Annotated in this window: 20 protein-coding genes and 1 pseudogene; 13 read left to right on the top strand and 8 right to left on the bottom strand. The window is 53.1% G+C overall.

Going from position 1 to position 17,964, the window contains the following annotated elements; translation table 11 throughout:
• Nucleotides 1–130: 130 nt before the first annotated feature.
• Nucleotides 131–2,677, top strand: a complete 2,547-nt coding sequence (cyaA, locus tag HU143_RS22160; protein ID WP_000281718.1) for a class I adenylate cyclase — start codon at nt 131–133, stop codon at nt 2,675–2,677.
• Nucleotides 2,678–2,754: 77 nt separating this feature from the next.
• On the opposite strand, the gene cyaY is transcribed toward cyaA, so the two are convergent.
• From cyaY to HU143_RS22140, 4 genes and pseudogenes are all read right to left on the bottom strand, one after another.
• Nucleotides 2,755–3,075, bottom strand: coding sequence for an iron donor protein CyaY (gene cyaY, locus HU143_RS22155; protein ID WP_023227022.1), 321 nt, complete (start codon nt 3,073–3,075; stop codon nt 2,755–2,757).
• Nucleotides 3,076–3,144: 69 nt separating this feature from the next.
• Nucleotides 3,145–3,534, bottom strand: coding sequence for a DUF3021 family protein (locus tag HU143_RS22150; protein ID WP_023227023.1), 390 nt, complete (start codon nt 3,532–3,534; stop codon nt 3,145–3,147).
• A pseudogene (locus HU143_RS22145) lies at nt 3,522–3,824 on the bottom strand (hypothetical protein); the annotation flags it as partial. The pseudogene HU143_RS22145 and the gene HU143_RS22150, both read right to left, overlap by 13 nt.
• Nucleotides 3,794–4,045, bottom strand: a complete 252-nt coding sequence (locus HU143_RS22140; protein ID WP_001621231.1) for a hypothetical protein — start codon at nt 4,043–4,045, stop codon at nt 3,794–3,796. The pseudogene HU143_RS22145 and the gene HU143_RS22140, both read right to left, overlap by 31 nt.
• A 185-nt stretch (nt 4,046–4,230) precedes the next feature.
• Here HU143_RS22140 and lptM point away from each other — a divergent pair, with 185 nt between their 5' ends.
• The 8 genes from lptM (at nt 4,231) to corA (ending at nt 11,334) form a co-directional block, all read left to right on the top strand.
• Nucleotides 4,231–4,434: an LPS translocon maturation chaperone LptM gene (lptM, locus tag HU143_RS22135; protein WP_000799903.1), complete on the top strand. Its 204-nt coding sequence runs from the start codon at nt 4,231–4,233 to the stop codon at nt 4,432–4,434.
• Nucleotides 4,435–4,470: 36 nt separating this feature from the next.
• Nucleotides 4,471–5,295: a diaminopimelate epimerase gene (gene dapF / locus HU143_RS22130; protein WP_001160671.1), complete on the top strand. Its 825-nt coding sequence runs from the start codon at nt 4,471–4,473 to the stop codon at nt 5,293–5,295.
• Nucleotides 5,292–5,999, top strand: coding sequence for a DUF484 domain-containing protein (locus HU143_RS22125; RefSeq protein ID WP_000812763.1), 708 nt, complete (start codon nt 5,292–5,294; stop codon nt 5,997–5,999). The genes dapF and HU143_RS22125 overlap by 4 nt, the downstream gene beginning before the upstream one ends.
• Entirely contained in the window at nt 5,996–6,898 is a 903-nt protein-coding gene (gene xerC / locus HU143_RS22120; protein WP_000132868.1) for a tyrosine recombinase XerC, read from the top strand. The genes HU143_RS22125 and xerC overlap by 4 nt, the downstream gene beginning before the upstream one ends.
• The gene (gene yigB / locus HU143_RS22115; RefSeq protein WP_001213560.1) at nt 6,898–7,614 is read left to right on the top strand and encodes a 5-amino-6-(5-phospho-D-ribitylamino)uracil phosphatase YigB; all 717 of its coding nucleotides are present in this window, start codon (nt 6,898–6,900) and stop codon (nt 7,612–7,614) included. The genes xerC and yigB overlap by 1 nt, the downstream gene beginning before the upstream one ends.
• A 135-nt stretch (nt 7,615–7,749) precedes the next feature.
• Nucleotides 7,750–9,912, top strand: coding sequence for a DNA helicase II (uvrD, locus tag HU143_RS22110; protein WP_000383436.1), 2,163 nt, complete (start codon nt 7,750–7,752; stop codon nt 9,910–9,912).
• A gap of 259 nt (nt 9,913–10,171) precedes the next feature.
• Complete coding sequence (ysgD, locus tag HU143_RS24680; RefSeq protein ID WP_212723238.1) at nt 10,172–10,228, top strand: YsgD/CorL family protein; 57 nt, start codon at nt 10,172–10,174, stop codon at nt 10,226–10,228.
• A 155-nt stretch (nt 10,229–10,383) separates the two neighbouring features.
• A complete protein-coding gene (corA, locus tag HU143_RS22105; RefSeq protein ID WP_000947139.1) occupies nt 10,384–11,334 on the top strand; it encodes a magnesium/cobalt transporter CorA in 951 nt (316 codons plus the stop codon).
• Nucleotides 11,335–11,381: 47 nt separating this feature from the next.
• Here corA and HU143_RS22100 read toward each other — a convergent pair whose 3' ends face one another.
• Nucleotides 11,382–11,762, bottom strand: a complete 381-nt coding sequence (locus HU143_RS22100) for a hypothetical protein (protein WP_023227026.1) — start codon at nt 11,760–11,762, stop codon at nt 11,382–11,384.
• Nucleotides 11,763–11,936: 174 nt separating this feature from the next.
• Between HU143_RS22100 and HU143_RS22095 the strand changes: the two genes are divergently transcribed.
• Nucleotides 11,937–12,233, top strand: coding sequence for a hypothetical protein (locus tag HU143_RS22095; RefSeq protein ID WP_001170054.1), 297 nt, complete (start codon nt 11,937–11,939; stop codon nt 12,231–12,233).
• Between the two features lie 39 nt (nt 12,234–12,272).
• Here HU143_RS22095 and rarD read toward each other — a convergent pair whose 3' ends face one another.
• The gene (gene rarD / locus HU143_RS22090) at nt 12,273–13,160 is read right to left on the bottom strand and encodes an EamA family transporter RarD (protein ID WP_001631499.1); all 888 of its coding nucleotides are present in this window, start codon (nt 13,158–13,160) and stop codon (nt 12,273–12,275) included.
• 43 nt (nt 13,161–13,203) lie between these two features.
• A complete protein-coding gene (yigI, locus tag HU143_RS22085; protein WP_001277136.1) occupies nt 13,204–13,671 on the bottom strand; it encodes an acyl-CoA thioesterase YigI in 468 nt (155 codons plus the stop codon).
• Nucleotides 13,672–13,835: 164 nt separating this feature from the next.
• Here yigI and pldA point away from each other — a divergent pair, with 164 nt between their 5' ends.
• The 3 genes from pldA to rhtC all read left to right on the top strand — a co-directional run bounded on the left by pldA (nt 13,836) and on the right by rhtC (nt 17,302).
• A complete protein-coding gene (gene pldA / locus HU143_RS22080; protein WP_023227027.1) occupies nt 13,836–14,705 on the top strand; it encodes a phospholipase A in 870 nt (289 codons plus the stop codon).
• Nucleotides 14,706–14,788: 83 nt separating this feature from the next.
• A complete protein-coding gene (recQ, locus tag HU143_RS22075) occupies nt 14,789–16,618 on the top strand; it encodes an ATP-dependent DNA helicase RecQ (RefSeq protein ID WP_001533487.1) in 1,830 nt (609 codons plus the stop codon).
• 63 nt (nt 16,619–16,681) lie between these two features.
• Nucleotides 16,682–17,302: a threonine export protein RhtC gene (rhtC, locus tag HU143_RS22070; protein WP_000928814.1), complete on the top strand. Its 621-nt coding sequence runs from the start codon at nt 16,682–16,684 to the stop codon at nt 17,300–17,302.
• Nucleotides 17,303–17,341: 39 nt separating this feature from the next.
• Here rhtC and rhtB read toward each other — a convergent pair whose 3' ends face one another.
• The gene (rhtB, locus tag HU143_RS22065; RefSeq protein WP_000142524.1) at nt 17,342–17,962 is read right to left on the bottom strand and encodes a homoserine/homoserine lactone efflux protein; all 621 of its coding nucleotides are present in this window, start codon (nt 17,960–17,962) and stop codon (nt 17,342–17,344) included.
• Nucleotides 17,963–17,964 lie beyond the last annotated feature (2 nt).

Genomic DNA, 17,964 nt, shown 5'->3' with positions numbered 1-17,964 from the left:
TCGTCGGTATTAGATAAAAATATGCAGGCGAGAAAGGGTAACGGTTATTTTTGACATACGGTTTATCCCGAATGGCGACGGTCAAGTACTGACCTGCACCATGACGGGTAGCAACATCAGGCGATACGTCTTGTACCTCTATATTGAGACTCTGAAACAGAGACTGGATGCCATAAATCAACTGCGTGTGGATCGCGCGCTTGCTGCCATGGGACCCGCTTTTCAGCAGGTTTACAGTCTTCTGCCGACATTATTGCACTATCACCATCCACTGATGCCGGGTTACCTTGATGGTAACGTTCCCAGCGGTATTTGCTTCTACACGCCTGATGAAACCCAACGCCATTATCTGAACGAACTTGAGCTGTACCGCGGTATGACGCCGCAGGATCCGCCGAAGGGCGAGTTGCCGATTACCGGCGTTTACACCATGGGCAGCACCTCCTCGGTCGGGCAGAGCTGCTCGTCCGACCTGGATATCTGGGTGTGCCATCAGTCCTGGCTCGACGGCGAAGAGCGTCAGTTGCTGCAACGTAAGTGTAGCCTGCTGGAAAGCTGGGCCGCCTCGCTTGGCGTTGAGGTGAGCTTCTTCCTGATCGACGAGAACCGTTTCCGCCATAACGAAAGCGGCAGTCTGGGCGGGGAAGACTGTGGTTCTACGCAGCATATCCTGTTGCTTGATGAGTTTTATCGTACCGCTGTGCGCCTGGCCGGGAAGCGTATCCTGTGGAGTATGGTGCCGTGCGACGAAGAAGAGCATTACGACGACTATGTCATGACGCTCTACGCGCAGGGCGTATTAACGCCAAACGAATGGCTGGATCTGGGGGGCTTAAGCTCGCTCTCCGCCGAAGAGTACTTTGGCGCCAGCCTGTGGCAGCTATACAAGAGCATTGACTCGCCGTACAAAGCGGTGCTGAAAACGCTGCTGTTGGAAGCCTATTCATGGGAATACCCCAACCCACGTCTGCTGGCGAAAGACATTAAACAACGTCTGCATGACGGTGAAATCGTGTCGTTTGGACTCGATCCCTACTGCATGATGCTGGAACGGGTCACTGAATACCTGACGGCGATTGAAGATCCGACGCGGCTGGATTTAGTCCGCCGCTGCTTTTACCTGAAAGTGTGCGAGAAATTAAGTCGCGAGCGCGCCTGCGTTGGCTGGCGTCGGGAAGTATTAAGCCAGTTGGTCAGCGAGTGGGGATGGGACGACGCACGTCTGACCATGCTCGATAATCGCGCAAACTGGAAAATCGATCAGGTGCGCGAAGCCCACAACGAATTGCTCGACGCCATGATGCAGAGCTATCGTAATCTGATTCGCTTTGCGCGGCGCAACAACCTCAGCGTGAGTGCCAGCCCGCAGGATATCGGCGTACTGACGCGTAAGCTGTACGCGGCGTTTGAAGCGTTGCCGGGTAAAGTCACGCTGGTGAACCCGCAGATATCGCCGGATCTGTCCGAGCCGAATTTAACCTTTATCCATGTGCCGCCGGGACGTGCCAACCGTTCAGGCTGGTATCTCTACAACCGCGCGCCGAACATGGACTCCATCATCAGCCATCAGCCGCTGGAATATAACCGTTATCTTAATAAGCTGGTCGCGTGGGCGTGGTTCAACGGCCTGCTGACGTCGCGAACGCATCTGTTTATTAAGGGCAACGGTATTGTCGACCTGCCTAAGTTGCAGGAGATGGTCGCCGATGTTTCGCACCATTTCCCGCTGCGCTTGCCTGCTCCGACGCCGAAAGCGCTCTACAGCCCCTGTGAAATTCGCCATCTGGCGATTATCGTTAACCTCGAATATGACCCGACGGCGGCGTTTCGCAATAAAGTGGTCCATTTTGACTTCCGTAAGCTGGACGTTTTCAGCTTTGGCGAAGAGCAAAACTGTCTGATAGGCAGTATCGACTTGTTATATCGCAACTCGTGGAACGAAGTGCGTACTCTGCACTTTAACGGCGAGCAGGCGATGATCGAAGCGCTGAAAACGATTCTGGGGAAAATGCACCAGGATGCCGCGCCGCCGGATAGCGTCGAAGTGTTCTGCTATAGTCAGCATCTTCGCGGTCTGATTCGCACCCGCGTGCAGCAACTGGTCTCCGAATGTATCGAGCTACGTCTTTCCAGCACCCGTCAGGAGACCGGTCGCTTCAAGGCGCTGCGGGTTTCCGGGCAGACGTGGGGACTATTCTTCGAACGCTTGAATGTCTCGGTGCAGAAGCTGGAGAACGCTATCGAATTCTACGGCGCGATTTCGCATAACAAGCTGCACGGGCTGTCGGTACAGGTGGAAACCAACCAGGTGAAATTGCCGTCAGTGGTGGATGGCTTCGCCAGCGAAGGGATTATCCAGTTCTTCTTTGAAGAAACGGGCGATGAGAAAGGCTTTAATATTTATATTCTGGATGAAAGTAACCGGGCGGAAGTGTATCACCACTGCGAAGGTAGCAAGGAAGAACTGGTGCGCGACGTCAGTCGCTTCTATTCGTCATCGCACGATCGCTTCACGTATGGCTCCAGTTTTATCAACTTTAACCTGCCGCAGTTCTACCAGATAGTGAAAACCGATGGCCGCGCGCAGGTGATCCCATTCCGTACGCAGCCTATCAACACCGTGCCGCCAGCAAACCAGGATCATGACGCGCCGCTATTGCAGCAGTATTTCTCCTGAGGATTTTCGCCCGGTGGCGGCTACGCCTTACCGGGCCTACAGTAAGCCGGATAAGCAAAGCGCATCCGGCAAATAAATCAACGAAAACTCACCTTTTCACCCGCCTGCTGTGTTGCCGCCTGCTCCAGTAGATCCCAGAAGGTTTCGCCGCTGCGATCGCAAATCCACTCGTCGCCTTTCAGATCGAAATGATAGCCGCCCTGTTTGGTTGCCAGCCACACCTGGTGCAACGGCTCCTGACGGTTAATAATGATCTTACTGCCGTTCTCAAAGCTGAGGGTCAGCACGCCGCCGTTGATTTCGCAGTCGATATCGCTGTCGCCGTCCCAGCTATCGAGGCATTCTTCAATGGTGAGCCACAGGGCGTCAGCCAGGCGATGAAATTCACTGTCGTTCATTGTTTTATCTCGCTATTGAGTGATAGCGCCAGTATAAGGGGAAGCGTCAGCTTCTGGAACCGATACGAATTATCGTTGTGAGCGGTAAAGGATAAAACCCAGCGGTAGATAAATGACGATAAATAGCGCACTGGTGATAAGTATGACGGACGCGTTAACCGGGAAATGGTTCAGAGCCGACAGCATTGCCACCATCAGCGCGACGCAGCCGCCGCAGAGGAGAAAATGCAACAGGATTAAGGGGGCGCGCGGCTTTGCTTTGATATCCAAAAGAGCGCTAAGCAGACCGAGTACCGCGCTTATCGTCAGGACTCCGGCAGCTTCAACACCGTTTATCGTGCCGTGCATAATGCTTTCAATAATGACGTAAATGCATGAACCGATCCCCACGCCCCGAAGGGCGTTTTTCAAATGTTTAATCAAGCACGCCAAATGACTTAGCGACGTCATTTTTGGCATTCCTGCGCCCGCGTTATGATGATGATATCTTTATTGTTAGTGTACATGACGTTCCTATTCAGAGTATGCGTCTTATCCGGGCAGGGGGATGCTGTTCGGTAAAGCTGGCTGCCAATCCACGTATAAACATAGCGGTTGTCATACGCAAAACGCTCGGTGACTTTTAGCGGCCCATTGATGCTAAGGACATGAATACCCTGACCTTGCTGGCTATCACGCATAAAATAGCCGTGCTCTTTTCCGGCGTTAATTTTCTGGTTCAGGAAGGGGGCTGTGCTATCCAGTTCCAGCCCTGAGTTGCCGGGTTAATCAATGAATTGGGTAACCGACGCAGGCGTTTGAAATTCACCTCCGGCAACGAAAGATTGTTCTCCTCTTCTGGCTGGAGATAAACCACGCCGCTGCCTTGCCGTTGATAAACATTGTGCGGAGATTCACTCAGCCGGCATCCCCAGGCGGGAGGTAGCAGAAGTGAAAGCGAAAAAAGGCAAAACAAATTACGATATTGCATAAGGTCATCCGGACGTGGTACGTAAACCTAAAGTGATGAGCAAAGCATGTTTCCTGATGTAAATGCGCAATAATCATGGCAACGCGCCGCTTTTCAGATTTTATAAAGAGCCCCTAAACGCTTGCTTTTACGCCTTCTCCTGCGATGATAGAAAATAGAAAGCATGAACTTACAGGCAATCCATAATGAAAAACGTGTTTAAGACACTCGCTGTACTTCTGACTCTGTTCAGCCTGACGGGCTGCGGTTTGAAAGGGCCGCTTTATTTCCCGCCAGCCGATAAAAATGCGCCGCCGCCGACGAAAAAAGTCGATTCGCAAACGCAGTCCACGATGCCCGATAAGAACGATCGCGCAACGGGAGATGGCCCGTCCCAGGTCAATTACTGAGGATAGTTTTCTGTCCCCGCGTGAACGGAGTGAATGATGCAATTCTCTAAAATGCATGGCCTTGGCAACGATTTTATGGTCGTCGACGCGGTAACGCAGAATGTCTTTTTTTCGCCGGAACTGATTCGTCGGCTATCCGACAGACACTTGGGCGTAGGGTTCGATCAGCTGCTGGTGGTTGAGCCGCCCTATGATCCTGAGTTGGACTTTCATTACCGCATCTTCAACGCCGACGGCAGTGAAGTCTCGCAGTGCGGCAATGGCGCGCGCTGTTTCGCGCGATTTGTTCGCCTGAAAGGGCTAACCAATAAACGCGACATTCGGGTCAGTACCGCGAATGGCCGGATGGTACTGAGCGTCACGGAAGATGAACTGGTACGCGTCAATATGGGCGAGCCAAACTTTGAACCCGCGCAGGTGCCTTTTCGCGCCAACAAAGCGGAAAAGACGTATATTATGCGAGCGGCGGAACAGACCATATTGTGCGGCGTGGTTTCAATGGGTAATCCGCACTGTGTCATTCAGGTTGATAACGTCGACACGGCGGCCGTTGAAACACTGGGGCCGGTTCTGGAAAGCCATGAGCGTTTTCCGGAACGTGCCAACATTGGTTTTATGCAGGTTGTAAGACGTGAGCATATCCGGCTGCGAGTCTATGAACGCGGCGCAGGGGAGACCCGCGCGTGCGGCAGCGGCGCGTGCGCTGCCGTTGCCGTGGGGATTCAGCAGGGACTGCTGGCTGAAGAGGTACGCGTGGAATTACCGGGCGGTCGGCTGGATATCGCCTGGAAAGGTCCGGGTCATCCGTTATACATGACTGGTCCGGCGGCACATATCTACGACGGATTTATCCATTTATGAAGCAACCAGAGGAAGAACTACAGGAAACGCTCACGGAACTGGACGATCGAGCGGTCGTCGATTACCTGCGCCACCACCCTGAGTTTTTTATCCGTAACGCCCACGCCGTTGAAGCGATGCGTGTTCCACATCCCGTGCGGGGAACGGTTTCGCTCGTTGAGTGGCATATGGCCCGCGCGCGTAATCACATCAATGTGCTTGAAGAAAATATGACGCTGCTGATGGAACAGGCTCATGCCAATGAAAGCCTGTTTTATCGCTTGCTGCATCTGCAAAGCCGTCTGGTCGCCGCGGATAGTCTGGATGAGATGCTGGTGCGGTTTCACCGCTGGGCGCGCGATTTGGGGCTTGCCGGCGCGACGCTGCGTTTGTTCCCGGATCGGTGGCGTCTTGGCGCGCCATCGCGCTATACACATCTGGCTTTAAACCGTCAGGCCTTTGAGCCGCTGCGTATTCAACGGCTGGGACAGTCGCAGCATTATCTTGGCCCGCTAAACGGCCCGGAACTGCTGGTGGTCTTGCCGGAGGCGAAGGCTGTAGGCTCGGTAGCTATGTCGATGATGGGCAGCGATGGCGACCTCGGGGTGATTCTCTTCAGCAGCCGTGACCCGCACCACTATCAGCCGGGGCAGGGGACGCAGCTTTTACAGGAGATCGCGCTGATGCTGCCGGAACTGCTGGAACGCTGGATTAAACGCGTATGACGGATGTCGCGCTTTCTCTGGATGTCTCGCGGTTCCTGCGCTATTTAGGCGTGGAGCGCCAGCTTAGCCCCATTACCCTGCAGAACTACCAGCGTCAGCTTGATGCCATTATCGCTTTAGCCGGAGAAACCGGGCTGAAAAGCTGGCAACAATGTGACGCTGCGATTGTGCGCAGTTTTGCGGTGCGCAGTCGGCGTAAAGGGCTTGGCCCTGCCAGTCTGGCGCTACGTCTCTCGGCATTGCGAAGCTTTTTTGACTGGTTAGTCAGTCAGGGCGAATTGAAAGCTAACCCGGCGAAGGGCGTCTCCGCACCGAAAGCGCCGCGTCATCTGCCGAAAAATATTGATGTCGACGACGTTAACCGCCTGCTGGACATCGATCTTAACGATCCGCTCGCCGTACGTGATCGGGCGATGCTGGAGGTCATGTACGGCGCGGGGCTGCGTTTATCCGAACTGGTTGGCCTGGATATAAAGCACCTCGATCTTGATACCGGCGAAGTGTGGGTAATGGGTAAAGGCAGCAAAGAGCGACGCCTGCCGATTGGCCGTAACGCGGTGACGTGGATTGAGCACTGGCTGGATCTGCGCGGCCTGTTCGCCAGCGATGAAGAGGCGTTATTCCTGTCGAAGCTCGGCAAGCGTATCTCCGCGCGCAATGTCCAAAAACGGTTCGCCGAATGGGGCATAAAGCAGGGGCTAAACAGCCACGTGCATCCACATAAGCTGCGCCATTCGTTCGCGACCCATATGCTGGAATCGAGCGGCGATCTGCGCGGCGTGCAAGAGCTGCTGGGTCATGCCAACCTTTCCACCACCCAAATTTATACTCATCTTGATTTTCAACATCTTGCTTCAGTGTACGACGCGGCGCATCCGCGCGCTAAACGGGGGAAATAATGCGTTTTTACCGGCCTTTGGGGCGTATTGCCGCGCTCACCTTTGACCTGGATGATACCCTTTATGATAACCGTCCGGTGATTTTGCGTACTGAGCAGGAAGCGCTCGCTTTTATGCAAAATTATCACCCGTCGCTACGTTCGTTTCAAAACGTCGATTTACAGCGGATACGGCAGGCGGTGCGTGAAGCGGAGCCGGAAATCTATCATGACGTTACCCGCTGGCGTCATCGCGCGATAGAGCAGGCCATGCGGGATGCGGGATTATCGGCGCAGGAGGCCATTGCCGGCGCGAATGCGGCGATGATGCATTTTGCCAAATGGCGCAGCCAGATTGAGGTTCCGCAGGCTACCCATGAGACGTTACAGCAGCTTGCGAAAAAATGGCCGCTGGTGGCGATCACTAACGGCAACGCCCAGCCGGAACTGTTTGGCCTCGGCGATTACTTTAAGTTTGTACTGCGCGCCGGCCCGGATGGGCGTTCCAAGCCGTTTAGCGACATGTATTTCCTGGCGGCGGAAAAGCTGCATGTGCCGATCGGCGAGATCCTGCATGTCGGCGACGATCTGACTACCGATGTGGCTGGCGCTATTCGCTGTGGGATGCAGGCCTGCTGGATTAAACCTGAAAATGCCGACCTGATGCGGACGCAGGACAGCCGTTTACTGCCGCATATCGAAATTTCGCGGTTGGCATCTCTCACCTCGCTGATATAATCACCAGTAGTTCTGTATAAATTCCCAGTTATTCTGGCGGATGGCGCTATGCTTATCCGCCCTACGATAAGTAGCCCCGGTAAGCGAAGCGCCACCGGGCGTTTTTAGTTTTCATGTTTTTACGCGGCGGTGCCAATGGACGTTTCTTACCTGCTCGACAGCCTTAATGATAAACAGCGCGAAGCGGTGGCCGCGCCACGTAGCAACATGCTGGTGCTGGCGGGCGCGGGAAGCGGGAAAACCCGCGTGCTGGTGCACCGTATCGCCTGGTTACTGAGCGTAGAAAACAATTCGCCATACTCCATCATGGCGGTGACCTTTACCAATAAAGCGGCGGCGGAAATGCGCCATCGTATTGGCCAGTTGATGGGGACCAGCCAGGGCGGAATGTGGGTAGGGACGTTCCACGGTCTGGCGCACCGCCTGCTGCGCGCGCATCATATGGACGCTAATTTGCCGCAGGATTTCCAGATTCTCGACAGCGAAGATCAGATGCGTTTGCTTAAACGGCTGATTAAGGCGATGAATCTTGATGAGAAGCAGTGGCCGCCGCGTCAGGCGATGTGGTACATCAATAGCCAGAAAGACGAAGGGCTACGCCCGCACCATATCCAAAGCTATGGCAATCCGGTGGAACAGACCTGGCAGAAGGTGTATCAGGCCTATCAGGAAGCGTGCGATCGCGCTGGTCTGGTGGATTTCGCCGAGCTACTGCTGCGCGCTCATGAACTATGGCTGAACAAGCCGCACATCCTGCAACACTATCGCGAGCGGTTTACTAACATTCTGGTGGACGAATTCCAGGATACCAACAACATTCAGTACGCCTGGGTTCGTCTGCTGGCGGGCGATACCGGTAAAGTGATGATTGTCGGCGACGATGACCAGTCGATCTACGGCTGGCGCGGGGCCCAGGTAGAGAACATCCAGCGCTTCCTCAATGATTTCCCCGGCGCGCAGACCATTCGTCTGGAGCAGAATTACCGCTCGACCAGCAACATCCTTAGCGCGGCGAACGCTCTGATTGAGAATAACAATGGGCGTTTGGGTAAAAAGCTGTGGACTGACGGCGTTGATGGCGAACCGATATCGCTGTACTGCGCTTTCAACGAGCTGGATGAAGCGCGCTTTGTGGTTAATCGTATCAAAACCTGGCAGGATAACGGCGGCGCGCTTGCGCAATGCGCCATCCTTTATCGCAGCAACGCCCAGTCGCGCGTGCTGGAAGAAGCGTTATTACAGGCCAGTATGCCGTACCGCATTTACGGCGGTATGCGCTTCTTCGAACGCCAGGAGATCAAAGATGCGCTCTCTTATCTGCGTTTGATTGCCAATCGCAACGATGATGCCGCCTTTGAACGCGTGGTGAATACCCCGACGCGCGGCATCGGCGACCGCACGCTGGACGTGGTGCGCCAGACCTCGCGCGATCGCCAGCTAACATTGTGGCAGGCGTGCCGTGAGTTGTTACAGGAAAAAGCCCTGGCCGGGCGTGCGGCCAGCGCGCTACAACGCTTTATGGAACTGATTGACGCTCTGGCGCAGGAAACCGCCGACATGCCGCTGCATGTGCAGACTGACCGGGTGATCAAAGATTCCGGCCTGCGCACCATGTATGAGCAAGAAAAAGGCGAGAAAGGCCAGACGCGCATCGAAAACTTAGAGGAACTGGTGACGGCAACGCGGCAGTTCAGCTACAACGACGAAGATGAAGATTTGATGCCGTTGCAGGCCTTCCTCTCTCACGCGGCGCTGGAAGCGGGCGAGGGGCAGGCGGATACCTGGCAGGATGCGGTACAGCTGATGACGCTGCACTCGGCCAAAGGGCTGGAGTTTCCGCAGGTGTTTATTGTCGGCATGGAAGAGGGCATGTTCCCCAGCCAGATGTCGCTGGATGAGGGCGGGCGTTTGGAAGAGGAGCGTCGTCTGGCCTACGTCGGCGTTACCCGTGCCATGCAGAAGCTGACGCTAACCTATGCCGAAACTCGCCGTCTGTATGGTAAAGAGGTCTACCATCGCCCGTCGCGTTTCATCGGCGAACTGCCGGAGGAGTGCGTGGAAGAGGTCCGTCTGCGCGCCACCGTCAGTCGTCCGGTGAGCCATCAACGAATGGGAACGCCGCTGGCGGAAAACGACACAGGCTACAAACTCGGCCAACGCGTGCGCCATGCGAAGTTCGGCGAGGGAACTATTGTCAACCTGGAGGGCAGCGGCGAGCATAGCCGGTTGCAGGTGGCTTTTCAGGGGCAAGGGATCAAATGGCTGGTTGCCGCGTATGCGAAGCTGGAAACGGTTTGACCGACTCTCATAGTGCCGGATGACGCGTCTTATCCGGCTTACGCGCTGGCTAACATTTTGATTTGTAGGCCGGATAAGGCGAAGCCGCCATCCGGCGATATATTGATGTTAATATTCTGAAATCATAGATAAATACTCTCACTCTGCTAACCTTTCTGCATAAGGGGAAATTATTGCTTTTTCGCGTTTCGTTGCGTGTTGACGGCAAATTTTTGCTGGCGTAACATGCGCCCACGATTACGCTAAGAGGACATTCGCCTTGGACACACCCAGTAGATACTGGCTCATTATCCTGTCATCCAGGATCAACTCCTAAGGCTATCCCTTTTTGCTGATAGCCTTAGCGGTTGTCAGCGACCTTTCATTTTTTCCCGTCGCGTTGAGTCAGGCTGTTTAATGGTCTGAAACCCAATTTGTTTCTGTGTGCCCATCTGAACTGTCCGATATTTTTACGCATTGGGAGTCCCGGTCATGCTGAGCGCATTTCAACTGGAAAAAAACCGACTGACCCGGCTGGAAGTCGAGGAGTCACAAAGCCTGATTGATGCCGTATGGGTCGATTTGGTCGAACCGGACGACGACGAGCGATTGCGCGTACAATCTGAGCTGGGCCAGAGTCTGGCGACGCGTCCTGAACTGGAAGATATCGAAGCATCCGCGCGCTTCTTTGAAGACGAAGACGGACTGCATATCCACTCCTTCTTCTTCTTCGAAGATGCGGAAGATCATGCCGGTAACTCTACGGTGGCATTCACTATTCGCGATGGCCGTCTGTTTACGCTGCGTGAACGCGAACTGCCCGCCTTCCGTTTGTATCGTATGCGCGCCCGCAGCCAGGCGATGGTCGACGGTAATGCTTATGAACTACTGCTCGATCTGTTCGAAACCAAAATTGAACAGTTGGCGGATGAAATCGAAAACATCTACAGCGATCTGGAAAAACTGAGCCGCGTCATTATGGAAGGGCATCAGGGCGATGAATACGACGAAGCGCTCTCCACGCTGGCGGAACTGGAAGATATCGGCTGGAAGGTACGCCTGTGTCTGATGGATACCCAACGAGCGCTGAACTTCCTGGTGCGCAAGGCGCGCTTACCGGGCGGACAGCTGGAGCAGGCGCGTGAGATCCTGCGCGATATCGAATCTCTGCTGCCGCACAATGAATCGCTGTTCCAGAAGGTGAACTTCCTGATGCAGGCGGCGATGGGTTTCATCAATATTGAGCAGAACCGCATTATCAAAATCTTCTCGGTGGTTTCCGTGGTGTTCCTGCCGCCGACGCTGGTCGCTTCCAGCTATGGGATGAACTTCGAGTTTATGCCGGAACTGAAGTGGAGCTTTGGTTATCCAGGCGCGATTATCTTTATGATTCTGGCGGGGCTTGCGCCGTATTTGTACTTTAAGCGCAAGAACTGGCTGTAAAATATACGGACTGGCGATTTAACCGCCAGTCCGTTGGAAGTTCTTCATCATGAGGAAAGTTCTTGTTTTGAAGAAGCGATGAAAGATAGCAGTAGTGTTGTGAGTATTACCCAGGCAATATTGAGTTGTATACCAATATTATCGCAATCAGCCCCATTGAGAGCGACACTGACTGTACAGAAGATATTTACACCTATAGACAATGCGATGAAATAAAGTGCCCTGCAACCTGAATCTCTGATTCTCTTCGCGCCAATATTAATATGGATATAGGTATTGGCAATAATAAATATTAAATTAAGATATTGGTTTTTAGGCATTATAGTAAATAATATTATCCATGATGATAATGTATAAATAACAAACTTTGCTCGCTTCAATGTATCCCTTGGGGAAGGGTGAAAAATATCTTTAATAATCCTAATCATATTATTTTTTCCATATTGATAACCAACTTCAGATCTCACATGTAAATATATTACACTGAATTTTCTAATGACAGCAATGGTAATTAATGTCATGATAATTACGCTGTACAGCAATCGATAATAATTAAATATATTATCTGGTAATTAACAATTTCAATGAATGGATTTCATAAAATGCAAAAGAAAAATTTCTGGCAAATTTATTTTGGTAAAGACCCTTTTTCTAAAGCCGAATTCATTAAAGCCTGGATTGGATGGTGGGTGATTGCTATTGTCCTGCTCGGTGTACTGTCGATTTGTACTTCATTAAATTTGAGGGGGATTGGAATAGCGTTGGGATTCGGCTTTTGCCAGATCCATGCCCGCTATTTAACGTTTGTTGGTTGGAATAAGTTTATTGGTGTGTTGGGCGTGTTTCCAGTAACAAATATTATATTATTTATTGTATTGCTATTTACTAAGAAGAAATAACATAAAATGGCAGCCAGATAATAGCTGCCATTTTATTATTTAATGCTTACGCCGCTGCGTATAAATCGCATCCATTACGAAAATCGCCAGCGCGACCCAGATAAACGCAAATGTCACCATCTTATCCGCGCCCGGCACTTCGCCATAAAACGTCACCGCCAGTAAAAACATCAGCGTTGGGCCGATATACTGGAAAAAGCCCAGTGTAGAGAGACGCAGACGCGTAGCCGCTCCGGTAAAGCACAGCAGCGGAATCGTAGTGACCACACCCGCCGCCATTAACAGCAAGTTCAACGATAGTGCGTTTTGCCCCATATGGCTGGTGGCGCTATCGGCGATGCCAAACAGATAAATCGCGGCGACCGGCAACAGCCATAGCGTTTCGACCAGCATACCCGTCTGCGCTTCAACGGCGATCTTCTTACGCACCAGGCCGTAAAACGCAAAACTAAACGCCAGCCCCAGCGCGATAATCGGCAGCGAGCCAAAGGTCCAGAGTTGCACCAGCACGCCGCACACCGCCAGAATCACCGCCAGCCACTGCATTCGACGGAAGCGTTCGCCAAGAAAAATCATCCCCAGCAAGATGTTAACCAGCGGATTAATGAAATAACCCAGGCTGGCCTCCAGCATATGGTGATTATTTACCGCCCAAATGAACAATAGCCAGTTACCGCCGACCAGTACGGCGGACAGGGCCAGCAGGAAAATCTTCTTTGGCGTTTTCAGTAAGCGCTTAACCTGTCGCCACTGCCGGCTGACGCTAAGCAGCGCCACCATAAAGAAAAATGACCAAATCACGCGGTGCGTCAGGATCTCATCTGCGGGAACGTAATAGATCAGCTTGAAATACGCGGGGGCGATCCCCCAAATAAAATAGGCGGCAAGAGCGAGTAATACGCCCTGCCGTGTTTGTTTTGCGTCCATCCGGAAAACTCGTATCTGAAGTGTAACAACAGTTTACCTGCTTTTATCCCACCATATAAGTAGCGGTGGCGCTGGCGATGTACAGCTGATCTTCATTGTGTAATTCCACGCGGGCGACGGCCACTTTATTCCCTGCGCGCAGCAGGCTACTGGTGGCCGTAAAGCGGTTGCCTCTGCCCGGACGCAGGTAATCGACGCGCAGGTCAATCGTTCCCATCCGCGACAGGCGCTGGCGTAGTTCATCTTCGCTGATGGTTTCGTGGCGAGTTAGCGTGCTGCCGACGCATACCAGTCCGGCGGCGACATCCAGCGCAGAGGCGATCACGCCGCCGTGTAAAATGCTTTGCGCCCAGTTGCCGACCATCATCGGCTGGTTGTTGAAGGCCAGTTGGGCGAACGCTTTTTCATAGCGTTCCAGCTCCAGCCCTAACGCCCGATTAAACGGCATGTGGTAGACAAACATTTCACCCACTAATTTCAGAGCTTGTTCAGCGGTAAGTACAGCGGACATAGATTCCTGACACTCCATTGGTTAATTAAATGTTGATATTATGCTTCTTAATTGTTGTTTTCTACTTTAAGAAGGGATAACTAACGGCTATGTGTGTAAATATGTAAAAATGGTTGGCAGAGAATGATTCAAGCTGAAAATACTTCGTCAGGAGAACGTCAAGAATGCGGGCGATTTTGAGAGGGTTGTTGCCAGCCACGCTACTGCCATTAGCGGCATATGCACAAGAAGCTACGATAAAAGAGGTTCATGATGCGCCCGCAGTACGGGGAAGTATCATCGCTAACATGCTACAGGAGCATGATAACCCTTTTACGCTTTACCCTTATGACACGAACTACTTGATCTACACGAACACCAGCGATCTGAACAAAGAGGCCATAAGTACCTACAACTGGTCTGAAAACGCACGTAAAGATGAAGTGAAATTTCAGTTGAGCCTGGCGTTTCCGCTGTGGCGCGGAATACTGGGGCCGAACTCGGTACTGGGCGCTTCCTATACGCAGAAATCCTGGTGGCAGCTTTCCAACAGTAAAGAGTCTTCGCCGTTTCGCGAAACCAACTACGAACCGCAGCTTTTTCTTGGTTTTGCTACCGATTATCGCTTTGCCGGCTGGACGCTGCGCGACGTAGAGATGGGCTACAACCATGACTCTAACGGACGTTCGGACCCCACCTCGCGTAGCTGGAACCGTCTGTATACCCGTCTGATGGCCGAAAACGGTAACTGGCTGGTAGAGGTCAAACCGTGGTACGTGATTGGCAGTACCGACGATAATCCGGACATCACCAAATATATGTGTTATTACCAGCTTAAAATCGGTTATCACCTGGGCGAGGCGGTATTAAGCGCCAAAGGCCAGTACAACTGGAATACAGGCTACGGCGGCGCGGAAGTTGGATTAAGCTATCCGGTCACTAAACATGTCCGGCTTTATACCCAGGTGTACAGCGGCTATGGCGAATCGCTGATCGACTATAATTTTAATCAGACACGTGTCGGCGTCGGCGTGATGCTTAACGATATCTTCTGATTGGATTGTGTTTTAAACATTGCAGTTTCTCTCGCAGGCGCTGAAAATAGCGCCTGTTTTGATTTATGGTGAACGGGGTTAATGTGGCGCAGGCGGAAGTGTTGAATCTGGAATCAGGGGCCAAACAGGTTTTGCAGGAAACCTTTGGCTACCAACAGTTTCGCCCGGGCCAGGAAGCGATTATTGATACTGCGCTCTCCGGTCGCGACTGTCTGGTCGTCATGCCCACCGGCGGCGGCAAATCTCTGTGCTATCAAATCCCCGCGTTGTTGCTGGATGGATTGACCGTCGTCGTTTCGCCCTTGATCTCGTTGATGAAAGACCAGGTCGATCAGCTACTGGCGAACGGTGTGGCGGCGGCGTGCCTGAACTCCACTCAAAGCCGCGAGCAGCAGCTTGAGGTGATGGCGGGGTGCCGTACCGGACAGATTCGTCTGCTGTATATTGCGCCGGAACGCCTGATGCTGGACAACTTTCTTGATCATCTGGCGCACTGGAATCCGGTATTGCTGGCGGTGGATGAAGCGCACTGTATCTCGCAATGGGGGCATGATTTCCGTCCGGAATATGCGGCTCTCGGTCAGCTTCGCCAGCGTTTTCCCGCTTTGCCGTTTATGGCATTGACCGCCACCGCCGACGACACCACGCGCCAGGATATTATTCGTCTGCTTGGGCTTAACGATCCGTTAATCCAGATCAGTAGCTTTGACCGACCGAATATCCGCTACATGCTGATGGAGAAGTTTAAGCCGCTCGACCAGCTAATGCGCTATGTTCAGGAGCAACGCGGCAAATCGGGTATCATCTACTGTAACAGCCGGGCGAAAGTGGAAGATACCGCTGCGCGCTTGCAAAGTCGCGGCATTAGCGCGGCGGCCTATCATGCGGGGCTGGAAAACGCTATTCGCGCCGATGTGCAGGAAAAATTTCAGCGCGACGATCTGCAAATCGTGGTGGCGACCGTCGCTTTTGGAATGGGCATAAACAAACCTAACGTACGTTTCGTCGTGCATTTCGATATCCCGCGCAATATTGAATCCTACTATCAGGAAACGGGCCGCGCCGGGCGCGACGGACTGCCTGCGGAAGCCATGCTATTTTACGATCCGGCTGACATGGCCTGGCTACGTCGTTGTCTGGAAGAGAAACCAGCCGGACAGCTTCAGGATATTGAACGGCATAAACTGAATGCGATGGGCGCTTTTGCCGAAGCGCAAACCTGCCGCCGCCTGGTATTGCTTAATTACTTTGGCGAAGGCCGACAAGAACCGTGCGGCAACTGCGATATCTGTCTCGATCCGCCCAAACAATATGATGGCTTAAACGATGCCCAGATTGCGCTTTCTACCATTGGTCGGGTTAACCAGCGTTTTGGCATGGGCTACGTTGTCGAGGTGATCCGCGGCGCGAATAACCAACGCATCCGCGATTTCGGTCATGACAAACTCAAGGTTTATGGCATGGGACGCGAAAAGAGCCATGAGCACTGGGTGAGCGTGATTCGCCAGCTCATTCATCTGGGGCTGGTAATGCAAAATATTGCGCAGCACTCCGCATTACAGTTGACGGATGCCGCGCGTCCGGTACTCCGTGGAGACGTTCCGCTAAAGCTTGCGGTGCCGCGCATCGTCGCCCTCAAACCCCGCGTGATGCAGAAATCGTTCGGCGGTAATTACGATCGCAAATTGTTCGCTAAGTTGCGCAAGCTGCGTAAAGCTATCGCTGATGAAGAGAATATCCCGCCGTATGTGGTCTTTAACGACGCCACGTTGATAGAAATGGCGGAACAGATGCCGGTTTCCGCCAGCGAGATGTTAAGCGTTAACGGGGTTGGGATGCGCAAACTGGAGCGCTTCGGGAAAGAATTCATGGCGCTCATCCGCGCGCATGTCGATGGTGATGACGAAGAGTAGTCAGCCCGGCAAAAAAGTGCCAGGATAGTGACTCACTGAACTATTTCCCCGCGAGCCATTTTTATGTTGATGCTATTTTTCACCGTGGCAATGGTGCACATCGTTGCGCTAATGAGCCCCGGCCCCGACTTTTTCTTCGTGTCTCAAACTGCTGTCAGCCGTTCGCGTAAAGAAGCGATGATGGGCGTACTGGGCATTACCTGCGGCGTGATGGTATGGGCGGGCGTGGCGCTGCTTGGCCTGCATCTCATCATCGAAAAAATGGCCTGGCTGCATACGATCATTATGGTAGGCGGCGGCCTGTACCTGTGCTGGATGGGCTATCAGATGCTGCGCGGCGCGCTGAAAAAACAGGATGCGGCGGCGTCTTCTCCGCACATTGAACTGGCGCAGAGCGGGCGCAGTTTTCTCAAAGGGCTGCTGACCAATCTGTCGAATCCGAAAGCGATTATCTATTTTGGTTCCGTTTTTTCACTGTTTGTCGGCGATAACGTCGGCGCTGCGGCGCGCTGGGGTATTTTCGCGTTAATTACCCTGGAAACGCTGGCCTGGTTTACCGTAGTCGCCAGCCTGTTCGCGCTGCCGAAAATGCGCCGCGGCTATCAGCGTCTGGCGAAATGGATTGATGGCTTTGCCGGCGCTCTGTTTGCGGGCTTTGGTATTCACCTGATTATTTCGCGCTAATTTACCTCCGGGCCGGATAAACATCATCCGGCACGACTATCACGCGTGTCTTGCCGACGCCAGGAGCGCGCCTACCAGCATAAACAACGAACCAAACGCTTTATTCAGCGCCTTCATCTGCTTTGGTCCTTTAATCCAGGCGGCAATGCGCTGCGCCAGCGTGGCGTAACCGGTCATCACAATCATATCCACCACAATCGTAGTGACGCCGAGAATGAGGTACTGCGCCAGTTGCGGTTGCTGCGGCATGATGAATTGCGGAAACAGGGCGGCAAGAAAGACAATACTTTTGGGATTGGTTAGATTGACAAAGACCGCGCGTTTGAACAGTCGACCCCGCGATTGCGTCTGGGCGAGAGTATGCAGATCGATAGCGCCTGCGGCGCGCCATTGCTGGATACCCAGCCAGATAAGATAAGCCGCGCCAGCCCATTTCAGAATTTCAAAAGCGAGGAGAGAGCGCGAAAAGAGCGTACCCAGTCCGACGCCCACCAGTACGATATGTATCCCCAGCCCGGTCTGGAGTCCGGCGATAGAAGCCGCTGCGCCACGATATCCATGGTTGATAGACGTCGTCATGGTATTGATGGCGCCTGAACCCGGAGAAAGACTCAACAGAGTTGAGGTCAGTAGATAGGCGAACCACCATTCAAAGGTCATGC

The organism is Salmonella sp. SJTUF14076 (assembly GCF_015534835.1).
Classification (GTDB): Bacteria; Pseudomonadota; Gammaproteobacteria; order Enterobacterales; family Enterobacteriaceae; genus Salmonella; species Salmonella enterica.
Note: the sequence above shows the minus strand (reverse complement) of the source record. Positions and strands in the feature narration are given on the sequence as shown.